Genomic DNA, 22,658 nt, shown 5'->3' on the forward strand with positions numbered 1-22,658 from the left:
GTTCCGATGGAATCGGAACGGAGGCTCTAGCTCTCTATTCTGACGCGTTTTCTTGACGCGAACCGATCTCCACTTCGCTTGAAAACGCGCTCTAACTCCGTTCGCTGCCGACATACACGAATTTCGGCATGTTCCAGCGGTAGCGGAGCGCGAGCAGCCGGAAGCTCAAGCCCACCGCAAAGGTCATGAAGGTCCAGAGATCGCCATCCAGCTTCAGCACGAAGCCGATCGCGTAGACCAGGCCGGTGGCGACGGCGACGCTGGCATAGAGTTCGGCGCGGAACAGCAGCGGCACATCGTTGCAGAGGATGTCGCGCAGCACGCCGCCGGCACAGCCGGTGATCATGCCGGCGACGATCACGATCGGCGGCGAGACGTTGATCTGCCAAGCAACCTCGCAGCCTGCGATGGAGAAGACCACCAGACCGACCGCGTCCAGCACCAGGAAGGCGGTCGTGAGCCGGTCGACCAGGCGTGCGATCAGGATGGTGGCGAATGCCGCGATCACCGTAACGGCGAGATAGGACGGCCGCTCGACCCAGGCCAGCGGATAATGCCCGAGCAGCACGTCGCGCACCGTGCCACCGCCGAGCGCGGTGATCGCGCCCAGCATGCAGACGCCGACCCAGTCCATGCTGCGCCGGCCGGCCGCCAACGCGGCGGTCATGGACTGCGCCGCCAGCGCGACCCACGAGAGCAGGTGCAGCACGGTGTCGCCAGGCGGCAAAGTCCACATGTGTTTCCCCCAAGACTCATCATCAGAGGGAACCTAGAGCGGGGCAGTACCGCTGACCAGATCGGCGCAGGCACAATGGAACCGCGGAGTTCCGCCGGAACGGATCGCAGCCGGCGTTGGTTGTCTGGGACGATCGACGACAGGAAAGACGAAAGACAGACGAAGAGGAGATGGCTATGGCCAACGATCGTTTTCCCGACGAGCGCTTTCCCAACGATCCCTACATGGCCGGCATGAGCGATGTGCCGCCGCGCAGCCCGCAGCGATTCGACAACGAGCTGCAGCCCGATCCCGAGCTGGCCGAAGGACCTAGCTCGACCGGCAAGGTCGCGGCCTTTGCCGTCGGCATTGCCATCCTGCTTGCCGCAGTGTTCTACGGCCTGAACAATTCGTCGACCGGCAACAACCAGGCCAGCAATCCGCCGCCGACCAAGTCGGCGCAGACCCAGCCGGCCAGCCCCACGGACAACAAGGCACCTGGTGTGACCACGGGCGCGGCGCCGAACAGTCCGAAAGCGCCGTCGGCTCAGCCGGGCAGCTCGGAGATGGACCAGTCGGCACCGCCGCCGACCGGTCAGAACAACAACACGCACTAACGGAAGCGCAACTCACACCTAAGAAGCGGCGGGCACCTCGCCCGCCGCTTCTCTTGTCTGTAGCCGCCAGAATGGAGTGGAGTGCTAGCTGAACATCTTGTTGAGATCGCCGCCGGGATAGCCGCTGGCGAGCTCGGTGAAGGTGCCCTGCTCGGCCATCTCCCTGGCCGCGCGCATGACGCCGGCCCAGGCCATCCGCGCCAGCGAGCCGCCGACGCTGATGCGGCGCACGCCAAGCTCCTCGGCCTGCTGCAGCGACAGGCCGGAGGCGCCGATCAGCAGATTGACCGGCTTGGGCGCCACGGCCTTGACGACGGCTGATATCTCCTCGCGGGTCTTGATCCCCGGCGCGTAGAGGCAGTCCGCGCCCGCTTCGGCATAGGCGGTCAGCCGGTCGATTACGAGCGCAAGATCCGGCTGGCCCCACAGGAACGCCTCGCAGCGGCCGGTGAGCAGCACGTCGCCGCCGGCAGAATCGATCGCCTGCCGCGCCGCCTGGATGCGCGCGACCGCGACGTTGCGCTCGTAGAGCGGCTTTGCCTTGTCGCCGGTGGAATCCTCGATCGAGAGCCCGGCAACACCGGTCGCCACCGCGCGCGTCACATTGGCGGCAACACCCTCCGGCTCGTGAGCGAAGCCGCCTTCGAAATCGGCATTGACGGGAATGTCGACGGCCGCACTGATTGCCGACAAATGATGCAGCACCTCGTCGACATCAACCTTGTTGTCGGCCTTGCCGATGCTCCAGGCAAAGCCGGCGCTGGTCGAGGCGATCGCCTTGAAGCCGAGATGAGCCAGCGCCTTGGCGCTGCCGACGTCGAACGGGTTCGGCAGCACGAAGCAGCCGCCCTGATGCAGGCTGCGAAAGGCCGCGCGCTTGTCCTTAGGTGAGACGGTCATGGGTTTTTCCCTTATCGTTGAATCGTGATGATCTGATAGCGCCGGCAGACCATAGCCGATCTGCTCAACCCGGCGCCACCACCTGGCGCAGGAACGTGCGCTCCTCGGCGAGGATGAACTTGTGCTCCTCGGCGAAGGCGAAATTCGCTCGTGCCTCCGCATCGGAGCGCAAGGTGGCGCGATAACGCTCGTAAGATGCGAGACTATCGAATGACACGAGACCAAAGGCGATGTTGTTGGTGCCTTCATGCGGCATGAAATAGCCGATCAGATCTCCGCCGCAGCGCGGAATGATCCCGAGCCATCGCGTGGCATATTGCTCGAACTGCTCGCGCCGATGCGGATCGATCTGATAGCGGATGAAGACGGTGACGGGCATGACAACCTCCGATATTGACGACATCTCTCAATAGCCGCTTGCGTGAACGGGATGCTTCGGCTAACATCGAAGCATGAAATCAGGTCCCGACATCGCCATGGTTGCCGCGCTGGTCGGCGATCCCGCCCGCGCCAACATGCTGACTGCGCTGCTCTCCGGCAAGGCGCTCACCGCGAGCGAGCTCGCGCAGGAGGCCGGCGTCACGCCGCAGACCGCGAGCTCGCATCTGGCAAAGCTCGAAGGCGGCGGACTGATCGAGCCCGAGAAGCAGGGCCGCCACCGCTACTACCGCCTCGCCGATCCCGATATCGCCGACGTGCTGGAGGGGCTCGCCGGGCTTGCCGCACGCACCGGCCATATGCGCGTGCGCACCGGGCCGAAGGAGCCGGCGCTGCGCCGCGCCCGCATCTGCTACGACCATCTCGCCGGCGATCTCGGCGTGCAGATGCTCGACAGCATGACGCGGCAGAAGCTGCTGCGTCACCGCAAGCAGGAGATCACGCTGACGAGCGAGGGCGAGCGCTTCCTGGAGAGGCAGCTGCAGATCTCGCCACAGATGCTTGCGCATCCGCGCCGGCCGGTCTGCAAGGCCTGTCTCGACTGGAGCGAGCGGCGGCATCACCTCGCCGGCACGCTGGGCGCCGCCCTGATGCAGCGCTTCACCGAGCTGAAATGGGCGGCGCGGGACGCCACGCCCGGCAGTCGCATCGTCAATTTCACGCGAAACGGCGAGAAACATTTCAACAGGCTGTTCGGCAGCGCCGAGCGCTAACCTCTATCCAGCGTTAACCTCTATCCTTGGACATCAACATCCAAGGAACACAAAGCGGCCGGTGTCATCACGTGCTGTTGTCCGGATCTTCGCGCCTCGGTACGTGGCTCACCTGCCTGCCTCTTGTATAAGGCTCGCGCCAAACGAGGCAGGCCGCACCACCGCTGCAACGGTGACAATGCGGTGATGCCGACACATCACATTCGTCCGGATCCTGCCATGAACCGCCTTGTCCTCGGCGCGCTCTGCGCCGCCCTGCTCGTCACCTCATCGATGCCGTCGCGCGCGACTGATGCACCGCCGCGCGAGCCCTATGGCGAGAACCTCGAAGGTTTCCCCTATCCCTACCCGGTGCATCTGTTGCCGGTCGCCAATGAGGGCGAGCAGCTGCAGATGGCCTATATGGACGTCGCACCTGGCCAGCCGAACGGCCGCACCGCGCTGCTGCTGCATGGACGCAATTTTCCGTCGAGCTATTGGGCGCCCGTGATCAAGACCTTGAGCGATGCGGGCTTCCGCGTCGTAGTGCCGGACCAGATCGGCTTCGGCAAATCCTCCAAGCCGAATGGCGCATTGCATTTCGATAACCTCGCTCGCAACACGATCGCGCTGCTCGACCATCTCGGCATCGCCAAGGCTGAGGTGGTGGCGCATTCGACCGGCGGCATGGTCGCGGTGCGGATCGCCCGCGCCTATCCCGACCGCGTCGCGCATCTGGTGCTGACCGCGCCGATCGGTCTCGAGGACTACCGGCTCTCGGTGCCCCCGGTCCCGACCGAGAAGCTGATCGAGACCGAGGACAAGCTCACCGCCGAAGGCTATCGCAAGCAGCTCGAGACCAACTACGCGCTGAAGCTGCCGCCGGAGCAGATCACGCCCTATATCGACGCGCGCTTCAACATCAAAGGCAGCCCCTCCTACGCGCATTGGCTGCGCGCCTTCGTCGCGTCCTACCAGATGATCTATCGCGAGCCTGTCGTGCACGAGATCCCGCTGGTCACCCAGCCGACCCTGTTCATCATGGGCGCCGACGACCACAATGCGCCGGGACGGCCCTACGCGCCGGAAGCGCTGCGAGCGAAGATGGGCCAGAATGCCGAGAACGCCAAGGCGCTGGCAAGCCAGATGAAGGATGGCCATGCCGAGGTGATCCCGAACACCGGCCATCTGGTGTTCCTGGAGGCGCGGGAGAAATACGACGCGCTGCTGCTCGGCTTCCTCGGAAAATAGAGAATCAATCCTCGTAGCTACCTTTGAAGCACGATTTCCACGTCCTCGTTGCGAGGAGCGAAAGCGACGAAGCAATCCAGCTTTCTTCCTTGACTCTGGATTGCTTCCGCCTTCGCCCTATGGGCTTCGGCGGACACGTCGCTTTCGCTCGCAATGACGGCCACTTGGCGCGAACCCGGATCATCGAACATCGAAAACGCCCGGCGAGGTTTTCTCGCCGGGCGTTTTGTCATTACCAGTTGCGGAAGCAACGGCGGCCATAGGGCCCGGTGTGCCAGCCCGGAGGACAGGTGAACAGCGGACGGCAGCCGCCATAGGGCCCCCGGTGGAAGCCCGGGCCGCAGCCTTGCGCCACGGGAATGATCTCGGCGGACGGAGCGCCCTGCTCGATGGCCGGCATGACCGGCGCCAGCGGCGCGGCCTGCGCCGCGGACAGGCTGAACAGGCCGAGGCCAAGAGCCAGGGCAGAGATAGCAAGAATCTTCATCAGGGTCTCCTCTTTCAAATGTGTCGTTGATGGTGATCGTTCGAGCAAAAGTCAGGTGATGACGACCGCCGATTCGTTCGCGACGAGGTCACCAATGCCGCCAGTGATGACGGTGCCAGTGATGATGGCGCCAGCCCCAATGGTGGTGATGGCGCCAGCCTCAATGACGATGGTGCCAGCCCCAGTGACGGTGATGCCAATGCCGATGCCAGTGGTGATGATGCCAGTGATGACCCCAGCGCACCTGCTGCGGTGCGAGCCGGCCCGCCTCTTCGCTCGACGTCACCGCACGATGGAAATCATGCGGCGCGACAAGCGGGGCCGGCGCCAACGGCGCTGCCTCAGCGCCGGTCACTCGAAGGCTCGCGCCTGCAGAAAGGCTCAATCCAATCATCAAAGCCAGTTTGAGAAGGCCCGAACGTTGCATTGCTCTCCTCCGAATCAAATCGTCGATCGGACGAGATTGGTGCACGCGAGCTGAACGCTCACTGAACTGCGCGTTCAGGTTCGCCGAACAGCGGCCGCCGCGCGTCGTCAGACCGCGAGGGCTTCCGCTACCGTGAAGCTTTCGCGCGTGCGCGTGACATCGGGCCAATCACGATTAAAGTCGGCGATCAGCCGCTTCATCTCGTCGCCGTCGACAGCACGCTCGAGCGCCGCCGCATCGTCGAATTGGTACATCGCCTGATGCACTGCGGGATCGGACAGGCTCCAGAGCGGCCATGCCTTGCGCGCGCCGAAACTCCGGATCGCGTCCGGCAGACGGACGTCGCGGTACCATTGATCGAACGCCTGGCGCCTGGACGCATCAGGGACATTGGCGACTATCGCGTGGCGCGAAACATAGTTAGACTTCCCGCCAACACGGCGCGCGAACGAGAGCTCAAGCTCGGCGCGAACATCGGGAGGATATCAAGCCATGCGCAAGCCCGTCGCGTGCGCGTCCGCCTTGTGCAGGCTTGTTTTGGCGTTCGCTGCGGCCACCTGCTTCCTGCCGCTCACGCCACGGGCCGAAGTCGTCAAGTTCGACATTGTCGAGCGGACGCCGGCGTTTGCGGGGCGTAGCTTCGGTGCGGTCGGCTCCTTCGAGCGGATCACCGCCAAGGCGACGATCGCACTCGACCCTAAGGATGATCGCAACGCCGTCATCGTCGATCTCGCGCAGGCGCCGCGCATCGCCGATGGGCGCGTCGAAGCTTCCGCCGATGTCGTCATCCTGCGTCCGACGGATCCGACGCGCGGAAACCGCACGCTGTTCGTCGAGGTCGTCAATCGCGGCCGCAAGCTTGCGCCAACGCTGTTCGATGACTCGCCGCAGCCCGGCGCCTCCCGTGCCGAGGCGCCGGAAGATGCCGGGCTCGGTTTCCTGCCGGGCCAGGGCTACACGGTGGTCTGGGTCGGCTGGCAAGGCGACATTGCCTCCAAGCTCCCCGGCGTGATGGCGCTGAGCGTGCCCGTGCTAGCCGGCATCACCGGACCGGCGCGCGAGGAGGTCGTGTTCGACAACACCATCAATCCGGCGCGCACCACGCTGACCTGGCCGGCCGCCGATCCGCCCAATCTCAATGTCACCGTGCGCGCCGCATGGGCGGATACGCGGCAGACGCCGCCGGAGCTCGCGGCGAAACTGGTCGATCCTGTCACAGTCGAGATCTCGCGGCCCGACGGCTTCGATGCCGGCGCGCTCTACGAGATCACCTACAGCGCGCGCGATCCCGCTCCGCTCGGCATGGGCTTCGCCGCGGTCCGTGATATCGCGACCTTTCTGCGCCGTGACACCACACCGGCCAACCCGCTGCTTAATGGGCTGCAACCATCGGTCGACCGCGCCATCGGCTTTGGCATCTCGCAATCCGGCCGCTTCCTGCGCGACTTCCTCTATCTCGGCTTCAACGAGGACGAGCGGGGACGCATGGTGTTCGACGCGCTGATGCCGCATGTCGCCGGCACGCGGCGGATGGCGACCAACATGCGGTTCGGCCTGCCCGGCCGGGTGCCGCGTCATCCGCAGGACCCGGGCTGGATGGCCGACCTGTTTCCCTTCACCTATGTCACGCTGACCGATCCGCTCTCCGGCCGCACCGATGGGCTGCTGCGGCGCTGCGCGCTGTCGGCCACCTGCCCGAAGGTGATGCAGACCGACACCGAGCTTGAATGGTGGTCCTCTCACGCCTCGCTGCTGGTCACCGATCTCTCTGGCAACCAGCTCGACCTGCCCGACAATGTCCGCGCCTATATGATCGCGGGCACGCCGCATTTCGCCGAGCCCGGCGACCACATGCGCACCGACAACAAGGCCTTAGCGTTGCCGCAGAACCCGATGCATGCCGGCGCGCCGATGCGCGCGCTGCTGACCGACCTGCAAAGCTGGATCACCGACGGCGTGCCGCCGCCATCGAACCGCGTGCCGATGCGCGCGCATGGGACGCTGGTTACGGCCGAAGGCGCGGTACCATCAGACATTCCCGGCCTGCCCTATCGCGCGCAATATCTGCCGACGGTTTTCTCGGACCAGAGCGTGCTGCCGCCGAAAGAGATCGGGCGCTATCCGGTGTTCGTGCCGAAGACCGATGGCGACGGCAACGTGATCGCGGGCGTGCACATGCCGGCAATCGCGGTGCCGCGTGCGACCTATACCGGCTGGAATCCGCGCGCGGTCGGTTATGGTCCGACCGCGCTCTATCCGCTGCAGGGCGCCGTGGTGCCGTTCGCACCAACGGAAGCGGCGCGGAAGGAGGCGCATGATCCGCGGCCATCGATCGACGCGCGCTACAATGATAACGAGGCCTACGTCGAAGCGGTACGCAAGGAGGCCGCCCGCGCCGTTGCCGAACGACTGCTGCTGCCGGAGGATGCCGAACGTTCAGTCGAGGCTGCGCGCAACGGCACGCTGGCCAGGCTCGGGGAGTGATGCATTCGCACGACTCCTGATGTCATCCCGGCCAAGCACGGCGGCGCGCAAGCGCGGACGTGCGCCGACCCGGGATCCATAACCACGATCTGTGTTTGGCGGCATGGCTGAAGTTGCGATCATCGCAACATGAACGCCGCGGAGTATGGGTCCCGGCGCAAGGCCGGGACGACAGCGAGTGCGAGTCCGCGCATCCCGGGCGATGGCGTCAGCCGATCAGTAGCAGCGGGTGATGTTGACCGTCTGCTCGCCGCCGCGGCCCGGCACGGTCACGCTCTCGGTTGGGCAACTCGACACGTAGGGCCGGTCCGATGGCGTCACATTCGGCGGATAGCGATGCGCCCAGTCCCAGGGCACGTCGTAGGTATAGGTGTAACGGACGTCGTTCGATTGCGGCGGCACCGCCTCGCCGACCGGCGCGCCAGAAGCGCCAAAGCCGAAGTCATCATAGCCCGGCCAATAGGTCCAGACGCCGCCGATGAAGCGGCCGTGATGGCGGAAGTGGCCAATCCCGTGCGGACGCACCATCGCATGCGCCGAGGCAACGCCTCCCCGCACCGGCGCCACGCCGCCCGACCTCGCCGAGGCCATGTCCGCCGACACGAGGAGCGCGGCTCCGGCCATTCCAGCACAGGCAAAAACCATTCGAAATCCACGATACGCCATGGCACGCACCAATTCTCTTGACCAACCGCCCCTTGGCCAAAGCTAGGCTTGGGGGTGGATGGCCGCAAACACACAATTAATTGTTAGTTAAGATAGATGGTTAATGGAAGCTTGTCATCGCGGCGGATCGCCGCCGCGGACCGGCAACCAGATGCGCATGAGCACCGTCATTGCGAGGAGCCGAAGGCGACGAAGCAATCCATACTTTCTTTTTGATGCTGGATTGCTTCGCTTCGCTCGCAATGACGGGACTCAGTGCCAAATTGCCGCGCTCCAACGCACGGACGATGCCGTAGGGCGGCTTAGGCGCAGCCGTAAGCTGCCATGATCGTCACGACCGGAGGATTGGCGCCACCTACTGCCGGATGAAAGTGGCGGATTACGCGGCGCTAATCCGGCCTACTCTCTTCTCAGCTCACAGCGGCAGATTGTCGTGCTTCTTGGCGGGCATTTCCATCTTTTTGTCGCGGAGCATCGCGAGCGCGCGGGCGATGCGGCGACGGGTGGAGTGCGGCATGATGACGTCGTCGATATAGCCGCGTTCGGCGGCGATGAAGGGCGACAGGAAGCGATCCTCATATTCTTTAGTACGCGCGGCGATTTTGTCGGGATCGGCCATGTCGGCGCGGAAGATGATCTCGACCGCGCCCTTGGCGCCCATCACGGCGATCTGCGCGGTCGGCCAGGCGTAGTTCATGTCGGCGCCGATTTCCTTGGACGCCATGACGTCGAAGGCGCCGCCATAGGCCTTGCGCGTGATCACGGTCACCAGCGGCACCGTGCATTGCGAATAAGCGAAGAGCAGCTTGGCGCCGTGCTTGATCAGGCCGCCATATTCCTGTGCCGTGCCCGGCAGGAAGCCCGGCACGTCGACGAAGGTGACGATCGGGATGTTGAAGGCATCGCAAAAACGCACGAAGCGCGCCGCCTTGCGCGAGGCGTCGCTGTCGAGCACCCCGGCTAGCACCATCGGTTGGTTGGCGACGAAGCCCACGGTGCGGCCCGCAATGCGGCCGAAGCCGGTGACGATGTTCTTGGCGAAGGCCTCGGATATCTCGAAGAAGTCGCCCTCGTCCACGACCTTCAGGATCAGCTCCTTCATGTCGTAGGGCTTGTTCGGATTGTCCGGGATCAGCGTGTCCAGGGACATGTCGACGCGCTCGATGTCGTCGAAGCTCGGCCATTCCGGCACGCCGTCGGTGTTGTTCGCCGGGAGGAAGTCGATCAGCCGGCGCATCTGCAGCAGCGCCTCGACGTCGTTCTCGAAGGCGCCGTCGGCAATCGAGGAGCGCGTCGCATGCACCGAGGCGCCGCCGAGCTCCTCCGCCGTGACCACCTCGTTGGTGACGGTCTTCACCACATCAGGACCGGTGACGAACATGTAGCTCGTGTTCTTCACCATGAAGATGAAGTCGGTCATCGCAGGCGAATAGACGTCACCGCCGGCGCAGGGGCCCATGATGACGGAAATCTGCGGGATCACGCCCGAGGCGATGACGTTGCGGCGGAACACGTAGGAATAGCCGGCGAGCGCGGCGACGCCCTCCTGGATGCGCGCCCCGCCGGCATCATAGAGCCCGATGATCGGCGCGCGCGCCTTCATCGCCATGTCCTGCAGCTTGGTGATCTTGAGCGCATGCGTCTCCGACAGCGAGCCGCCGAACACGGTGAAGTCCTTGGCGAAGACGAAGGTCTTGCGGCCGTTCACCGTGCCCCAGCCGGTGACGACGCCATCGCCCGGCACCTTGGTCTTCTCCATGCCGAACTCGGTCGACCGATGCTCGACGAACATGTCGAACTCCTCGAACGACCCCTTGTCGAGCAGCAATTCGATACGCTCGCGCGCCGTCAGCTTGCCACGGGCATGCTGCGCCTCGATCCGCTTCTCGCCGCCGCCGAGCTTGGCACCGGCGCGCCGCGCCTCCAGGGTGTCCAGGATGTCCTTCATGCGTCGTTTCCGCCCTCGTCATGTCTGTCGGCGGCGGTTCTAACACGGCATTTTCAAAGCCGAAAACCCGCTTTTGCCCCACTTTGGGCATGGGCCACAGCCAAGAAGGCGCAGCGAAATCGGCCGCCTAGTCTCGGGAGACGACCATGCAGGACAAAATGGAAGCGCCAGCCATCGGCGTGACCGGGGGTGCGAGACTCCTGCTGCGACTGGAAGGCCTGGCATTGCTGGCCGCGATGGCGGCGCTGTACGCTTGGCGGGGCACCTCCTGGTGGTTGTTCGCGGTGCTGTTCTTCATGCCCGATCTGAGCTTCGCCGGCTATCTGCTCGGACCGCGGCCGGGCGCGATCGTCTATAACGCCGTGCACACGACAATCGTGCCAGGCGCCCTGCTCGGCCTCGGCCTCGTGCTCAGACAGCCGCTCGCCATCGCCGTTGCGATCATCTGGCTCGCCCATATCGGCTTCGACCGCGCGCTCGGATACGGCCTGAAATATCCGGATGGTTTTGGCTCCACTCATCTGGGGCGGATCGGCCGGGCTGCCGCGTGAGACCCGGCTCGCGCGCGCAGCAGGCAATGGATAGCGCTCAGTTCTCCCCGACCTTGAACGGCTCCTCCTTGCCGGGCGGCACCGTCTCCTCGGCCATCGCCAGCATCATCGCCACCATGACGTAATTGCCGGCCACGGCGGTGAGATCGACGATCTGCTGGTCGTTGAAAATCTTCTTCGCCCGCGCATAGGTCTCGTCAGAGACCTTTTTGGTCGTGGTGAGCTCGGTGACGAAATCGTAGACCACCGCTTCGTCCTCGGCCATGCTGGTCGGGCGCTTGCCCTGCTTCAATTCCGCGATGACGCCGGCCGAAAGACCGGCCTTGGCCGCGAGCGGCGCATGCGCGAACCATTCGACCTGCGAGCGCCATTGCCGGCCGATGATCAGGATCGCAAACTCGTTCAGCCGCGTCGGCACCGAGGTCTGCCAGCGCAAGTAGTAAAACAGGTCGTACAGACGCTGGCCGAGCACTGGGCTGCGGATCATCGGGTTGTAGGGGCCGCCGAGGCCGACGCTCGACACCTTCATGATCTGCTCGCCGAGCGGCTTCTGCGCGTCAGTGAGCTGATCCATCGTGAGCTGCGGAAAGCGCGGCTCCTTGCTGGTCGCGGGCTGGGCAAACATGGTCGCAGCGAACCAGCCGCTCGCAGCTGCGAGAGCAAGCGAAGACATCCAGATCGACGGCGCGTGCATGATTTCCTCCCGGGCACACTTGTTTGTGATGCGTGGAAGCCTAGTGCGGCGGCCTTGCGCCAACCAGATCATTTTCAGTTTGGCGTGAACGCAAACGCGAATGCCGCGTTGACGCCGGCTCATCTTTCACCGGAGTCACTTCGATGCGCGTCTCGTCCCTCGTCTCAACTTCAATTGTCCTGGCGTCGCTTCTGGCCGCCGGTTCGGCCGAGGCGGCATCGCCCTTCCGCGCCATGGCCGGCTCCTGGGTGGGCGGCGGCACGCTGAGCATGCAAAGCGGCGAGCGTGAGCGGCTGCGCTGCCGCGCCGCCTACGACACCGACGGCGGCGAGCAGCTGCGGCTGAACATCCGCTGCGCCAGCGACAGCTACAATATCGACCTGTCCAGCGATGTCGCCTATCGTGGCGGCGCAATATCGGGACAATGGAGCGAGGCCAGCCACAACGCCTCCGGCACAATTGCGGGACGCGCCAGCGGCGACCGCATCGAAGCGGAAGCGCGCGGCGACACCTTCTCGGCCGGCCTGTCGCTGACCACGCGCGGCAACCGGCAGTCGATCTCGATCCGCCCCGCGGGCACCGAGATCACCGGCGTCAATCTGGAGCTGTCGCGGCGCTAAGCCAGCTGGCTGTTATTGCGAGCGAGGCGACGTGTCCGCCGAAGCCCGTAGGGCGAAGGCGGAAGCAATCCAGAGAGTCAGAAAAAATCTGGATTGCTTCGTCGCCTTCGGCTCCTCGCAATGACGCCGGCGGCTATGTCTAGATCGCGCCGATATCGGACAGACATGCTTGGGTGAGCGTCATGCGGTCCGCCACGTGACGCTGCTCCCTGCAGTCGATGTTGAGCGCGAACACGGTTGGCGCATCGCCCTTGTCGGCCCAGCCCACCATCCAGCCCAGCGAACCGTGGGCGGCATCGAGCAGCCCCGACTTGAAGTGAATGACGGAATCTCCGACCTTGGTGGTCGGGATGATGTCGCGCACCAGGTCCTGGCTGCGCTTGGAGACCGGCAGCACGCCGCGCCGCAGACGATCGATGAAATCGATCTGCTGCACCGGGTCGATGCGCATGTCGCCGGTCAGCCAGAACTGATCGATGCCGCCGCCGATGTTTCGATTGCCATATTCCAGCAGATTGACGAATGTCTGCATCCGCTCCGCGCCGATCCGGCGCGCGATCTCCTGATAGACCGGCACGGCCGAGGCTGCGATCGCGCTGCGCAACGTGTGGTCCTTGTTCCAGGCCTCGATCGGCCTGACCACGCCGTCCCACTTGAAGACATCCTTGTCGGGGTCCTCGACGACGCCGGTCTCCAGCGCGATCAGCGAGTTCGGAATCTTGAAGGTGGACGCCGGCAGCCTGGCCTCGCCCGAACGGACGGTGTCGCTGGCGATGACGAGATAATCCTCGACCTTGTAGCCGACAAAGGTGCCTTCGGTGCCGTCATCCGTGAACCGCTTGGCGAGCGATTCACGAATCTCGCTCCGTTGCGGCGCGACGTTGGCGAACGCCCGGGCGGGCAGAGCGGTGGCGGCGGCGATGAGGCCGAGCGCATGGCGGCGATGGATCACAAGAAGCATCCGGTAATTGATCGGAACGGGCGCGACGATGGCGACCACATGGTGGTCAAACCATGGCGCATTTTACCGCAGCCGCCCGGACAATCTCATTACAAAGATCAGCACTTCCGCGACCGCCTTGTAGAGGTCTTCCGGAATCTCTTCGCCGAGCTCGACATTGGAGAGCGCCCCGGCCAGCACCTCGTTCTCCTCGATCGGAACGTCATGCGCGCGTGCGATCTCGATGATCTTGGCGCCGATCGCGCCCTTGCCCTTGGCGACCACACGCGGCGCGCCGCCACTGCCCTTTTCATAATGCAGCGCGACCGCGAGCCGGCGCTTGATCTCGGGGCTCATAGCGCACGATCCAGGAAGTGCCCCGCCCTGGGCGGCACCGCGGCCGGCGGCGTCCCCAACTGGACGACGATATCGCCGGGCGACAGCTCCGCGCGGCTCAGGGCCTGGCTGAGATCGGTGATGCCGGCACGCAATTGCGCCGCGGTCGCCGGGCGCTCGGCCCACATCCGCACCGAGGTGCGCTCGCGATTGTAAGTGATCAGCGCATGCACCGGACCGGCTGGCTCGACGTCAAGCGAGAACCGCGCCCGCCAGGTCTTCTTGGCCGGATCACGCTCCGGCTCCGCGCCGCCGCCGTCGCGAGATATCTCGAACTGCGCCATCGCGGTGCCCTGCTGGGTCAGAAACGGAATCTCGAAATTCCAGCGCGGCGCGGTGGGATCGACGCGGCTACCTGCCGCATCCGTGCGGTCGGGCAGCGATGCCACCTGCAGCAATGTCTGCCGCGCCAGCGCCGCGTCGGTGTCCTCCAGCAGGCGATGCGCGATCGCGTGCAGCGGGGTCTCCGGTGCAAGCGATGGCGAGGCGACCACCTGCGCCGTAGGCAGGCTGCCGCGGAACGGCGGTGGCGGCGTATTGGTGCGGATGATGACCTCGCCGTGGCCGGCCTCGTGCATCGCAGGATGCGTTGCCGGCAGGCCGGCCGCACGCGGGACCTGCTGCTGTACCTCCTGCAGCAGAGTGAACGCGGCAGATGGGGTCATCGATTGCGGCTTCGCCTGCATCAGTACGCCGGAAAGTGCGGCCGTTGTCGGCGTGCTGATGGTCTCATGTTCCGCGGCCTGAAGGCGGCCCGGCAGCGGCTGCGTTGCGGCCGTCTGCTGCCGCGGCATTGCTTCGCCATCGATGTCCGGAGCCAGCGACGGAGCCGCTGTCATCGGCGGTTCGGCAGCGGCGCCCGAGGTCAGGGCAAGTTGCGGCACTGCCGTCGGCGCCGCTGGCGCGTAGGTCTTGGGACCACCGGCCTGGGCGGCGCTGGTCTGTGCCGGCGACACATCGTTGTCGCTCTGCAGCACCGAGCTCAGCGCCTGTCGCAGCACGATCAGTGCCGCCTTCAAATCCGGCGCGCTCCCTTCAGGCGCAGCCGGGCTGCCGGTGGCCAGCGACGCCTCGAGCAAGAGCCCGGAGCCCTGAAATGCCTTCTGGACATCAGCACCGGTCAAATTCGCATCCAGCGGCGTCTGCTGCGCCAGCACCTGCGAGATGGCTGCCCGCAGGGCCGGTGGCAGGCTCGGTGCGCCGACAATGGCGTTGAGGTCGGCAAAGAGCTGGCCCTGGCCGCCTTGCTGCGTGGCAGCTTCCTCGGTCGCAATCGAGACGGCCAGGCGCTCGAGCCCGCTCAGCGGATCATTAATCGGCGTGACGACCGGATTGAGCGGCGCCGCGATTTCGACCACGGTCGGGGCCGCCGGATCTGTCGTGCCGATGATCGCGAGCCGCACGCCCTGGTCGGTCTGCGAGACCGCAAGCTGCACGGTCTGCCCCACCTGCAGCGGGATAGCGCTGGCAAGCTCAAGCAACAGATTGCCGATCGCGACTTGGACGAGGTTCTCGGCGGTGATCTGCTGCACCTTGGCGCTGATCACGGTGGCCGATTGTGCCGAGGCGCCCGCCGTCCCGAGTGCCGCGCCGGCAGCATCGGGCGCGACCGTGCCACTTGCCGACGTGCCTGCGCCGCGAACGGCGCTCACTGGAGGTGGCGGGGTGACACTCAGGACCATGATACGCAACTCGGGTGACTGCGTGCAGCTTAACCCGATGGCCTGAACCCGCCGTTAACCGGCGCGGCGACCCGCCCCGCTTATCCCCTCAACGCCTGCAGGATTTGCACCGCGGCGCGGAAATCGACCTGCCTGCTGGCGCGCCGCGCCGCAGCCTCTTCATCCACGCCCCATTGCTCGGCATTCCAGTCCTCATCGACGTGAGCGGCCGCCCAGACCTGGTCCGGGTCGCGCACGCGATGGACAAGAGAGAGTGCCAGCAATGCCGAGCCGGTCACCGTCGTCACCACATGCGTGGCCGCGATGGTCCAAGGATCGTTTGGTAGCGCGTCGCGCGCGGCCGCGACCGCGGCCTCGGGCTGGCTGACATGCATGATCCCCTCGGCCAGGATGAAATGCGCGCCAAGGCTGTCCCGCGCCCAATCCAGCACGGGGTCCCAGTGCCGAGCCTCGCGCTGCACCAGCCCTTCGGGGTGGCCGGCGCGATAGAACACGAGGTCCGATTGCAGATATTTGGCGATGTCGTCACGGACGAGATCGGCGCGGCCGACCACGCCTTCGACGACGCTGTTGGCGAACCGCGTCAGCGGCATGGTCAGCGGGTCGAGCGTCTCGCCCTGCGCCTGCCACTCGGCGGCGACAGCCTCGGCGAGCGGCTTGACAGGCACCGCAACGACGCGTCCGGAGGGGGTGCGGATCGGCCGGCCATCGAGAGTGACGACGAAGCCGTCCTCGGCGTCCTTCACGCCCGCGTCCTTGTAGAACCGCTTGCGCGCCGGTGCCCGCATCCCAGCCCGGGCCGACTCCTGCGGATCGAGCGGCGATTGGCCGGCAACCTCGTCGAACAGTTCCCGCATGTCGATGTGACCTTCCGCGACGGATGATTTTTGAGGGACGGATGTTAAAGCGCTAAGATAGGTTTCAGATCAACCGTTTGCGAGCCGCCATGCGTGTTGCGTTGTCCATCCTGGCTCTCCTCGCCGGCATCCCGAGCGCCACGGCCGGCTTCCGCTCGCCGGAATCGCTCGTGCGCAACGTCTACGCCCATTACGGCCACGGCGTTCCCGAACTCTCGAATGGCCTGCCGCGCGACCCGGACACCGCGCGGCAGTTCTTCGATCCAAGCCTGTCGAAAGACTGGACTGCGCCGAAGCAGGAGCCGTACGATTTCCTGGTGCAGAGTCCGAGCTGGAAGCTCGGTCCCGTCGCGATCTCCATCCAGCGCCGCCAGTTCGACAAGACCTACGTCGCAGCCGCCTTTGACAATGAGGGCCGCCGCGTCACGATGAATTTCATCGTCGTGAAGGGCCCCGACGCCTGGGTGATCTGGGATGTCGAGACGCCGCACGATTCCTTGCGCCTGTTCCTGGAGCAATTCCGAAACTAGGCTACGCCTGCATCTTCAAACCTGCCCGGAGACTTTCATGGTCAGCACCGCCACCCTCCTCACCTATGTCACCGTCGTGCTGGGCCTGTTCCTCATCCCCGGCCCCGCCGTGCTGCTGGTGCTCGGCCGCGCGATGGCTGGAGGGCGGCGCGTGGGCATCGCGACGGGATTGGGCGTGGCATGCGGCGACCTGCTTCATACGCTGATGGCGACGATCGGATTATCAGCGGTGCTGATGACCTCGGCGCTGGCGTTCAGCCTGGTCAAATATGCTGGTGTGGCCTACCTCGTCTATCTCGGCATCAGGGCCTTCATGGAGAAGAGCGATGAGCTCGACATCGCGCCCGCCCGCCTGATCGATGCGCCGCTCGCGTTTCGCCAGGCCGTGCTGGCGGAAGTCCTGAACCCCAAGACCGCGTTGTTCTTTCTTGCTTTCCTGCCGCAATTCGTCGACGCGAGCCATGGCCCGGTCGCTCAGCTCGCGACGCTTGGCCTGGTCTTTGTCGGCATGAGCGCGGTGTACACCGTGCTGCTCGCGCTGGCCGCCGGCTCGATCGGTCAATGGTTGAAGCGCCACCGCGGCATCGGGCGCTGGCAGGGCCGCGCGGTCGGCACGATCTATCTGGCGCTCGGTGTCCGCCTCGCGTTGCAAGAACGCTGAGCGCTCGCGCCGTCTACTCCTCCGGCGCGTTCTCGATCGGATCGAAACGGTCGGCTTCGAGGCCGAGCAAATTCCAGGACTGCAGCATGTGCGGCGGCAGCGGCGCGGTGGCGTCGATCACGCCGCCGCGCGGATGCGGGATCACGATCCGCCGCGCCAAGAGATGCAGCCGGTTCTGCAAGCCCCCTGGCAGCGCCCAGTTCTCCTTGTTGAAATATTTGGGGTCGCCGATGATCGGGTGATCGATATGGGCCATGTGCGCACGCAGCTGATGCGTGCGGCCCGTCACCGGCTTCAGCGACACCCAGGTAAGCTTGTTGGCGGAGGCTTCGACGACCGCGTAATAGGTCACGGCGTGGCTCGCGCCCTCGTCGCCATGGGCGGCGACGCGCATGATGGTGTCTTCCTCGCCTTCATCCTTGGCAAGATAGGTCGAGATACGGCCCTGCTTCGGCTTGGGGACACCGACCACCAGCGCCCAATAGATCTTGCGCGCCGAGCGGCTGCGGAATGCGCCGGTCAGATGCGTCGCGGCGAAGCGCGTCTTGGCGATCAAGAGGCAGCCCGAGGTCTCGCGGTCGATCCGGTGCACCAGCCGCGGCTTCTGTCCCTTGGCGTCGCGCATCACCTCCAGCATCTGATCGATGTGGCGCGTCATGCCGGAGCCGCCTTGCACGGCAAGGCCCGCCGGCTTGTTGAGGACGAGCACGTCATCGTCCTCGAACAGCGTCATCGCCTTCAGACTGTCGAGCGTCTTGCGCTCGGCTTCCGACAGGCTGCCGGCGACCTTCGGCGCGTCGAGCTTGAGCGGCGGGATACGCACGCTCTGCCCCTCCTCCAGCCGGTCCTTGCTGTCGGCGCGCTTGCCGTTGACGCGCAGCTCGCCTTTGCGGACGATCCGCTGGATGTGGGAAAACGAAAGGCCGGGAAAGCGCGCTTCGAGAAAGCGGTCGACGCGCATGTTGTTCTCGTCGGCGGTGACGACGACAGTCTGCACCTTGGTCGGCAGCGGCGCTTCGGCGTCCTGCTTCTTCGCGGCCGCCACCATCGGCTTGTGGAGATCCGGCCGCTCCCGATCGACCGCAAAGCGCGACGGCTTGCCGCCGGCGCGCTTGGCCGCCGGCCGCTCGCGCGGCGTCCACTCCTCGCTGCGGCTCGTGCGCTCACCCCGCGGCGCATGCGGTCGATCGCCTTTCTGACGATCGCTCTTTGGACGATCAGCTTTGAGCCGATCGGCCTTGAAGCGATCCTCTCTCGGGCGATCACTCTTGCGGCGCTCGGCCGGACGATCCGACCTGGTCTGGGTTCGTTTGATACGACGGCTCATGGCCGGTGCGTATCGCAAAAGCCGCTGTCAGTCACGGCGAAATCGCTATAAGTCCCGGGCCAGGATAGACGTCGCTGGGGGAGCAGACCGGATGGCATGGGCGAGACTGACCCTGATGATTGCGGCCGGATGGCTTGGGCTGACGTCCGCGCTGGCGCAGGAGAGCCCCATGCCCGACGACATCGCCTGGAAGCTGATCGAGATCGGCCGCGCGGTCGACTCGGACAAGACAGCCGCCATCTACGCACCGTTGCAGGAAAAGGAGCCATATCAGGACGTCAAGGTGCAGCGCGACGTCAAATACGGCCCGGCCGAACGCAACCTGCTCGACGTCTTCACGCCCGAGCAGTCCGGCGCGCCTCGTCCGGTCCTGATCTTCGTGCATGGCGGCGCCTTCATCGGCGGTAACAAACGCAGGACGCCGGACAGCCCGTTCTATGACAACATCATGCTTTGGGCTGTGCGGCACGGCTCTATCGGCGTTAACATCACCTACCGCCTGGCGCCGAAATTTCCATGGCCGGCCGGCGTGGAGGATGTCGCCAGCGCGGTGCAATGGGTCGCGGCGAACGCGGCGGCCCTTGGCGGCGATCCGGCGCGCGTGTTCCTGATGGGCCATTCCGCCGGCGCCATTCATGTCGCGACCTATGTCGCGCATCCCGCGTTTCACAAGGTGCCCGGCGGCGGCCTTGCCGGCGCGATCCTGGTCTCCGGCATTTATGATCTCACGGCGACCCCGCTCGGCGATCAGGAGATGGCCTATTTCGGGATCGATCCCTCGCGCTTCAAGGAGCGCTCGTCGCTGTCGGGCCTACAGGCGAGTGCGCTGCCGCTGATGATCGTCTCGGCCGAGCTCGATCTGCCGCGTTTCGTCGAGCAGTTCGATCTGCTGAAGCAGGCGGCTTGCAAGCGCGCGAGCGGCTGTGCGCGTGCGGTGATGCTGCCGCAGCACAGCCACATGTCGGAGGTCTATTCGATCAACACCGCCGACGACCGGCTGACGCGGGAGATCGCCGAGTTCATGCAGCAGAGCAGATAGCATCAGCCACCGCCCCGCTCTTTTCTGAGCTTCTCCCAATAATCCAGCCGCTTGCGGATCTCGCGCTCGAAGCCGCGTTCGGGCGGATCATAGAAATGCTGCCGGCCCAGACTTTCGGGAAAGTAATCCTGCCCTGAGAATGCGTCCGGCGCGTCGTGGTCGTACTGATAGCCGGTGCCGTAGCCTTCGTTCTTCATCAATTTGGTCGGCGCGTTCAGGATATGCTTGGGCGGCAGCAGCGAGCCGCCCTCCTTCGCCACCCGCTTCGCCGCGCCGAACGCCATGTAGGCCGCGTTCGATTTCGGCGCGGTCGCGACATAGATCACGGCCTGCGCGATCGCGAGCTCGCCTTCGGGCGACCCTAAGAAGTCATAGGCGTCCTTGGCGGCATTGGCGATGACGAGCGCCTGCGGATCGGCCAGGCCAATGTCCTCCACCGCCATACGCACGATGCGCCGCGCCAGGAACAGCGGGTCCTCGCCGGCATCCAGCATGCGCGCGAAGTAATACAGCGCCGCATCCGGATCGGAGCCGCGCACCGATTTATGCAGCGCAGAGATCAGATTGTAATGGCCGTCGGCCGACTTGTCGTAGATGGGCGCGCGGCGCTGCAAGATCTCCTGCAGCTGCACCGCGTCGAAGACCTCGTCCTTGCGTGCCGAGCGCCAGACCTCTTCCGCCAAGGTCAGCGCGGCGCGACCGTCGCCATCGGCCATCCGGATCAGCACCGCTCGTGCCTCGTGATCGAGCGGCAGCTTGCGGCCCTCGACCGCTTCCGCATTGGCATAGAGCTTCTCGATCGCTGCCGCGTCGAGTGAATGAAACACCAGCACGCGCGAGCGCGACAACAGCGCGGCGTTGAGCTCGAACGATGGATTCTCCGTGGTGGCGCCGACCAGCACCACCGTGCCATCTTCCATCACGGGCAGAAACGAATCCTGCTGGGCGCGGTTGAAGCGATGCACCTCGTCGACGAACAGCAGCGTGCCCTTGCCGGTCTCGCGGCGGGCACGTGCGGCGTCGAACACCTTCTTCAAATCCGCGACGCCGGAGAACACCGCCGAGATCTGCTCGAAATGCAGTTCGGTCGCGTCGGCCAGCAGCCGCGCGACGGTGGTCTTGCCGGTGCCCGGCGGCCCCCAGAAGATCAGCGAGCCGAGCGAGCGCGTCTCCAGCATCCGCGTCAGCGCGCCGTCGGGCCCAAGGATATGATCCTGGCCGACGACGTCCGTAAGCTTGTGCGGCCGCAGCTTCTCCGGCAGCGGTCGCGGCGCATCCTGCTCCAGCCCCCCCGCGGCGAAGAGGCTCGGTCCTGCTTGCTGTGGCCGCTTCGGACTCATCCGCCGAGCGTGACGTTGATCTGCTGCCCGCCGCGCAGCAGGGTGATGCGCCAGATGCGCGCGCCATCGCGCGAGGTCTTCTCCAGATCGGCGGTCTTGGCGATCTTCTGGCCGTTTACCGCCATGATGATATCGCCCTTCTGGAAGCCGACATTGGCGGCGGTGGTGTCGTCGCCGGGCTCGAGCACGACCACGCCTTCGGTGTCGGCGTCGAGATGCATTTCGTCGGCAAGCGCCGGCGAGATGTTGGCGACCTTGGCGCCCTGGAACGGCGAGCGGCCATTGATCACCATCTCGCTGCGGCCGCTGTCAGGGGCGGTCTCCAGGGCGACCTGGAGCTTCACCGGCTTGCCGGCGCGCTGCACGTCGAGCTGCGCGGTGCCGCCGAGCGGCCGGGTGGCGAAGCGGTAGTCGAAGGCGTTGGGGTCGTCGATGGTCTGGCCGTCGATGGCCGTGATCAGGTCGGAGGCCTTCAGGCCGGCGCGCGCTGCGGGGCTGTTCGGCACCACGTTTGCGACCAGCGCGCCGGACGGCGAGCGCAGGCCGAGGCTGTCGGCGATGTCGGGCGACACCGCCTGCAGCTTCGCGCCGAGCCACGGCCGCTTCACGGCCTTGCCGCCGCTCTTGGCCGAGGCGACCACCACGCGGACCATGTTGGCCGGAATCGCAAAGCCGATGCCCTGCGAGCCGCCGGAGCGCGAATAGATCGCGGTGTTGATGCCGACGAGCTTGCCGGTCATGTCGACCAGCGCGCCGCCCGAATTGCCGGGATTGATCGCCGCATCGGTCTGGATGAAGAACTGGTAGTCTGTGATGCCGACCTGGGTGCGGGCCAGCGCCGAGATGATGCCGTGGGTCACGGTCTGACCGACGCCGAACGGGTTGCCGATCGCCATCACGACGTCGCCGACCATGAGCTCGTCGGAATTGGCGAGTTCAAGCGTCGGAAACTGCTCCTTGGTGTTCTTCAGCTTGAGCACGGCTAGATCGCTGCGGCTGTCTTTGAGCACGATCTCGGCTTCGAACTCGCGTTTGTCCGACAGCGACACCTTCACCTCGTCGGCGCCCTCGATCACATGCACGTTGGTGACGACGAGACCCGAGGGATCGACCATCACGCCCGAGCCGAGCGAGCGTTGCATCTGCTCCTGCGGACCGCCCTGCAGGCCGAAGAAGCGACGGAAGATCGGATCGTCCAGGAACGGGTTGTGGTTCTGCACCACCTTGGCGGCGTAGACGTTGACCACCGCGGGCTGCACGCGCTGTACGATCGGCGCGTAGGACAGCCGCAGCTCGGCCTGTGAGGCCGGCACGCGGCGGTCCTGTGCCAGCGTGGGAGATGCGGCCAGCACCGAGAGCAGCAGTGCAGCGAAAGTTCTGATCAACGTCATTCGGA

The 22,658-nt window shown here is 65.5% G+C and carries 24 protein-coding genes; 9 read left to right on the top strand and 15 right to left on the bottom strand.

Translation table 11 applies throughout. The features are described 5' to 3' along the window. Positions 1–91: 91 nt before the first annotated feature. The gene (locus P6U24_RS24145; protein WP_407154984.1) at positions 92–736 is read right to left on the bottom strand and encodes a trimeric intracellular cation channel family protein; all 645 of its coding nucleotides are present in this window, start codon (positions 734–736) and stop codon (positions 92–94) included. A gap of 176 nt (positions 737–912) precedes the next feature. On the opposite strand from P6U24_RS24145, the gene P6U24_RS24150 reads away from it, so the two are divergent. Then, positions 913–1,332, top strand: a complete 420-nt coding sequence (locus P6U24_RS24150) for a hypothetical protein (RefSeq protein ID WP_407154985.1) — start codon at positions 913–915, stop codon at positions 1,330–1,332. Positions 1,333–1,416: 84 nt separating this feature from the next. Here P6U24_RS24150 and P6U24_RS24155 read toward each other — a convergent pair whose 3' ends face one another. Further along, on the bottom strand, positions 1,417–2,232 hold the full coding sequence (locus tag P6U24_RS24155) for an oxaloacetate decarboxylase (RefSeq protein ID WP_407154986.1): 816 nt from the start codon (positions 2,230–2,232) through the stop codon (positions 1,417–1,419). A 64-nt stretch (positions 2,233–2,296) separates the two neighbouring features. Beyond that, on the bottom strand, positions 2,297–2,611 hold the full coding sequence (locus tag P6U24_RS24160; RefSeq protein WP_407154987.1) for an NIPSNAP family protein: 315 nt from the start codon (positions 2,609–2,611) through the stop codon (positions 2,297–2,299). A 73-nt stretch (positions 2,612–2,684) separates the two neighbouring features. Here P6U24_RS24160 and P6U24_RS24165 point away from each other — a divergent pair, with 73 nt between their 5' ends. Together P6U24_RS24165 and P6U24_RS24170 are read left to right on the top strand one after the other, a co-directional pair. Then, positions 2,685–3,383 (top strand): ArsR/SmtB family transcription factor, encoded by a 699-nt coding sequence (locus tag P6U24_RS24165; protein WP_407154988.1) that lies wholly within the window; start codon positions 2,685–2,687, stop codon positions 3,381–3,383. A 219-nt stretch (positions 3,384–3,602) separates the two neighbouring features. Further along, the gene (locus tag P6U24_RS24170; RefSeq protein ID WP_407154989.1) at positions 3,603–4,613 is read left to right on the top strand and encodes an alpha/beta fold hydrolase; all 1,011 of its coding nucleotides are present in this window, start codon (positions 3,603–3,605) and stop codon (positions 4,611–4,613) included. Between the two features lie 232 nt (positions 4,614–4,845). Here P6U24_RS24170 and P6U24_RS24175 read toward each other — a convergent pair whose 3' ends face one another. Beyond that, entirely contained in the window at positions 4,846–5,100 is a 255-nt protein-coding gene (locus P6U24_RS24175; protein ID WP_407154990.1) for a GCG_CRPN prefix-to-repeats domain-containing protein, read from the bottom strand. 534 nt (positions 5,101–5,634) lie between these two features. After that, the gene (locus tag P6U24_RS24180) at positions 5,635–5,928 is read right to left on the bottom strand and encodes a hypothetical protein (protein WP_407160567.1); all 294 of its coding nucleotides are present in this window, start codon (positions 5,926–5,928) and stop codon (positions 5,635–5,637) included. A 91-nt stretch (positions 5,929–6,019) separates the two neighbouring features. Between P6U24_RS24180 and P6U24_RS24185 the strand changes: the two genes are divergently transcribed. Further along, the gene (locus P6U24_RS24185) at positions 6,020–8,011 is read left to right on the top strand and encodes an alpha/beta hydrolase domain-containing protein (RefSeq protein ID WP_407154991.1); all 1,992 of its coding nucleotides are present in this window, start codon (positions 6,020–6,022) and stop codon (positions 8,009–8,011) included. A 216-nt stretch (positions 8,012–8,227) separates the two neighbouring features. Here P6U24_RS24185 and P6U24_RS24190 read toward each other — a convergent pair whose 3' ends face one another. Together P6U24_RS24190 and P6U24_RS24195 are read right to left on the bottom strand one after the other, a co-directional pair. Next, positions 8,228–8,656: a hypothetical protein gene (locus P6U24_RS24190; RefSeq protein WP_407154992.1), complete on the bottom strand. Its 429-nt coding sequence runs from the start codon at positions 8,654–8,656 to the stop codon at positions 8,228–8,230. Between the two features lie 436 nt (positions 8,657–9,092). Next, positions 9,093–10,625, bottom strand: coding sequence for an acyl-CoA carboxylase subunit beta (locus P6U24_RS24195; RefSeq protein WP_407154993.1), 1,533 nt, complete (start codon positions 10,623–10,625; stop codon positions 9,093–9,095). A 146-nt stretch (positions 10,626–10,771) separates the two neighbouring features. Between P6U24_RS24195 and P6U24_RS24200 the strand changes: the two genes are divergently transcribed. Beyond that, complete coding sequence (locus P6U24_RS24200) at positions 10,772–11,176, top strand: DUF4260 domain-containing protein (protein ID WP_407154994.1); 405 nt, start codon at positions 10,772–10,774, stop codon at positions 11,174–11,176. Positions 11,177–11,213: 37 nt separating this feature from the next. Here P6U24_RS24200 and P6U24_RS24205 read toward each other — a convergent pair whose 3' ends face one another. Then, positions 11,214–11,870 carry a carboxymuconolactone decarboxylase family protein gene (locus P6U24_RS24205; RefSeq protein ID WP_407154995.1) on the bottom strand — a complete coding sequence of 219 codons (657 nt, stop codon included), beginning with the start codon at positions 11,868–11,870 and terminating at the stop codon, positions 11,214–11,216. 143 nt (positions 11,871–12,013) lie between these two features. On the opposite strand from P6U24_RS24205, the gene P6U24_RS24210 reads away from it, so the two are divergent. Further along, complete coding sequence (locus tag P6U24_RS24210) at positions 12,014–12,490, top strand: hypothetical protein (RefSeq protein ID WP_407154996.1); 477 nt, start codon at positions 12,014–12,016, stop codon at positions 12,488–12,490. A 139-nt stretch (positions 12,491–12,629) separates the two neighbouring features. Here the strand turns inward: P6U24_RS24210 and P6U24_RS24215 are convergent, their stop codons facing one another. The 4 genes from P6U24_RS24215 to P6U24_RS24230 form a co-directional block, all read right to left on the bottom strand. After that, positions 12,630–13,451: a penicillin-binding transpeptidase domain-containing protein gene (locus P6U24_RS24215; protein ID WP_407154997.1), complete on the bottom strand. Its 822-nt coding sequence runs from the start codon at positions 13,449–13,451 to the stop codon at positions 12,630–12,632. Positions 13,452–13,514: 63 nt separating this feature from the next. Continuing rightward, a complete protein-coding gene (locus tag P6U24_RS24220; RefSeq protein WP_407154998.1) occupies positions 13,515–13,787 on the bottom strand; it encodes an EscU/YscU/HrcU family type III secretion system export apparatus switch protein in 273 nt (90 codons plus the stop codon). Then, entirely contained in the window at positions 13,784–15,508 is a 1,725-nt protein-coding gene (locus P6U24_RS24225; RefSeq protein ID WP_407154999.1) for a flagellar hook-length control protein FliK, read from the bottom strand. Before P6U24_RS24225 ends, P6U24_RS24220 begins: the two co-directional genes overlap by 4 nt. An 80-nt stretch (positions 15,509–15,588) precedes the next feature. Next, entirely contained in the window at positions 15,589–16,365 is a 777-nt protein-coding gene (locus P6U24_RS24230) for an ATP12 family chaperone protein (protein WP_407155000.1), read from the bottom strand. Positions 16,366–16,454: 89 nt separating this feature from the next. On the opposite strand from P6U24_RS24230, the gene P6U24_RS24235 reads away from it, so the two are divergent. Both P6U24_RS24235 and P6U24_RS24240 read left to right on the top strand, forming a co-directional pair. After that, positions 16,455–16,895 (top strand): hypothetical protein, encoded by a 441-nt coding sequence (locus tag P6U24_RS24235; protein ID WP_407155001.1) that lies wholly within the window; start codon positions 16,455–16,457, stop codon positions 16,893–16,895. Between the two features lie 37 nt (positions 16,896–16,932). Then, positions 16,933–17,556, top strand: a complete 624-nt coding sequence (locus P6U24_RS24240; protein ID WP_407155002.1) for a LysE family translocator — start codon at positions 16,933–16,935, stop codon at positions 17,554–17,556. Positions 17,557–17,569: 13 nt separating this feature from the next. Here the strand turns inward: P6U24_RS24240 and P6U24_RS24245 are convergent, their stop codons facing one another. Then, positions 17,570–18,883, bottom strand: a complete 1,314-nt coding sequence (locus P6U24_RS24245) for an RluA family pseudouridine synthase (RefSeq protein ID WP_407155003.1) — start codon at positions 18,881–18,883, stop codon at positions 17,570–17,572. Positions 18,884–18,974: 91 nt separating this feature from the next. Here P6U24_RS24245 and P6U24_RS24250 point away from each other — a divergent pair, with 91 nt between their 5' ends. Continuing rightward, complete coding sequence (locus P6U24_RS24250) at positions 18,975–19,922, top strand: alpha/beta hydrolase (protein ID WP_407155004.1); 948 nt, start codon at positions 18,975–18,977, stop codon at positions 19,920–19,922. A 2-nt stretch (positions 19,923–19,924) separates the two neighbouring features. Here P6U24_RS24250 and P6U24_RS24255 read toward each other — a convergent pair whose 3' ends face one another. Both P6U24_RS24255 and P6U24_RS24260 read right to left on the bottom strand, forming a co-directional pair. Next, a complete protein-coding gene (locus P6U24_RS24255; protein ID WP_407155005.1) occupies positions 19,925–21,262 on the bottom strand; it encodes a replication-associated recombination protein A in 1,338 nt (445 codons plus the stop codon). Then, entirely contained in the window at positions 21,259–22,653 is a 1,395-nt protein-coding gene (locus tag P6U24_RS24260) for a DegQ family serine endoprotease (protein ID WP_407155006.1), read from the bottom strand. Before P6U24_RS24260 ends, P6U24_RS24255 begins: the two co-directional genes overlap by 4 nt. Positions 22,654–22,658: the final 5 nt, after the last annotated feature.

The organism is Bradyrhizobium sp. STM 3557 (genome assembly GCF_045571465.1).
Taxonomy (GTDB): domain Bacteria; phylum Pseudomonadota; class Alphaproteobacteria; order Rhizobiales; family Xanthobacteraceae; genus Bradyrhizobium.

Coding starts and splice junctions, on each gene's coding strand:
- P6U24_RS24145 (WP_407154984.1), bottom strand. CDS start 736: ATGTGGACTTTGCCGCCTGGCGACACCGTGCTGCACCTGCTCTCGTGG.
- P6U24_RS24150 (WP_407154985.1), top strand. CDS start 913: ATGGCCAACGATCGTTTTCCCGACGAGCGCTTTCCCAACGATCCCTAC.
- P6U24_RS24155 (WP_407154986.1), bottom strand. CDS start 2,232: ATGACCGTCTCACCTAAGGACAAGCGCGCGGCCTTTCGCAGCCTGCAT.
- P6U24_RS24160 (WP_407154987.1), bottom strand. CDS start 2,611: ATGCCCGTCACCGTCTTCATCCGCTATCAGATCGATCCGCATCGGCGC.
- P6U24_RS24165 (WP_407154988.1), top strand. CDS start 2,685: ATGAAATCAGGTCCCGACATCGCCATGGTTGCCGCGCTGGTCGGCGAT.
- P6U24_RS24170 (WP_407154989.1), top strand. CDS start 3,603: ATGAACCGCCTTGTCCTCGGCGCGCTCTGCGCCGCCCTGCTCGTCACC.
- P6U24_RS24175 (WP_407154990.1), bottom strand. CDS start 5,100: ATGAAGATTCTTGCTATCTCTGCCCTGGCTCTTGGCCTCGGCCTGTTC.
- P6U24_RS24185 (WP_407154991.1), top strand. CDS start 6,020: ATGCGCAAGCCCGTCGCGTGCGCGTCCGCCTTGTGCAGGCTTGTTTTG.
- P6U24_RS24190 (WP_407154992.1), bottom strand. CDS start 8,656: ATGGTTTTTGCCTGTGCTGGAATGGCCGGAGCCGCGCTCCTCGTGTCG.
- P6U24_RS24195 (WP_407154993.1), bottom strand. CDS start 10,625: ATGAAGGACATCCTGGACACCCTGGAGGCGCGGCGCGCCGGTGCCAAG.
- P6U24_RS24200 (WP_407154994.1), top strand. CDS start 10,772: ATGCAGGACAAAATGGAAGCGCCAGCCATCGGCGTGACCGGGGGTGCG.
- P6U24_RS24205 (WP_407154995.1), bottom strand. CDS start 11,870: ATGCACGCGCCGTCGATCTGGATGTCTTCGCTTGCTCTCGCAGCTGCG.
- P6U24_RS24210 (WP_407154996.1), top strand. CDS start 12,014: ATGCGCGTCTCGTCCCTCGTCTCAACTTCAATTGTCCTGGCGTCGCTT.
- P6U24_RS24215 (WP_407154997.1), bottom strand. CDS start 13,451: ATGCTTCTTGTGATCCATCGCCGCCATGCGCTCGGCCTCATCGCCGCC.
- P6U24_RS24220 (WP_407154998.1), bottom strand. CDS start 13,787: ATGAGCCCCGAGATCAAGCGCCGGCTCGCGGTCGCGCTGCATTATGAA.
- P6U24_RS24225 (WP_407154999.1), bottom strand. CDS start 15,508: ATGGTCCTGAGTGTCACCCCGCCACCTCCAGTGAGCGCCGTTCGCGGC.
- P6U24_RS24230 (WP_407155000.1), bottom strand. CDS start 16,365: ATGCGGGAACTGTTCGACGAGGTTGCCGGCCAATCGCCGCTCGATCCG.
- P6U24_RS24235 (WP_407155001.1), top strand. CDS start 16,455: ATGCGTGTTGCGTTGTCCATCCTGGCTCTCCTCGCCGGCATCCCGAGC.
- P6U24_RS24240 (WP_407155002.1), top strand. CDS start 16,933: ATGGTCAGCACCGCCACCCTCCTCACCTATGTCACCGTCGTGCTGGGC.
- P6U24_RS24245 (WP_407155003.1), bottom strand. CDS start 18,883: ATGAGCCGTCGTATCAAACGAACCCAGACCAGGTCGGATCGTCCGGCC.
- P6U24_RS24250 (WP_407155004.1), top strand. CDS start 18,975: ATGGCATGGGCGAGACTGACCCTGATGATTGCGGCCGGATGGCTTGGG.
- P6U24_RS24255 (WP_407155005.1), bottom strand. CDS start 21,262: ATGAGTCCGAAGCGGCCACAGCAAGCAGGACCGAGCCTCTTCGCCGCG.
- P6U24_RS24260 (WP_407155006.1), bottom strand. CDS start 22,653: ATGACGTTGATCAGAACTTTCGCTGCACTGCTGCTCTCGGTGCTGGCC.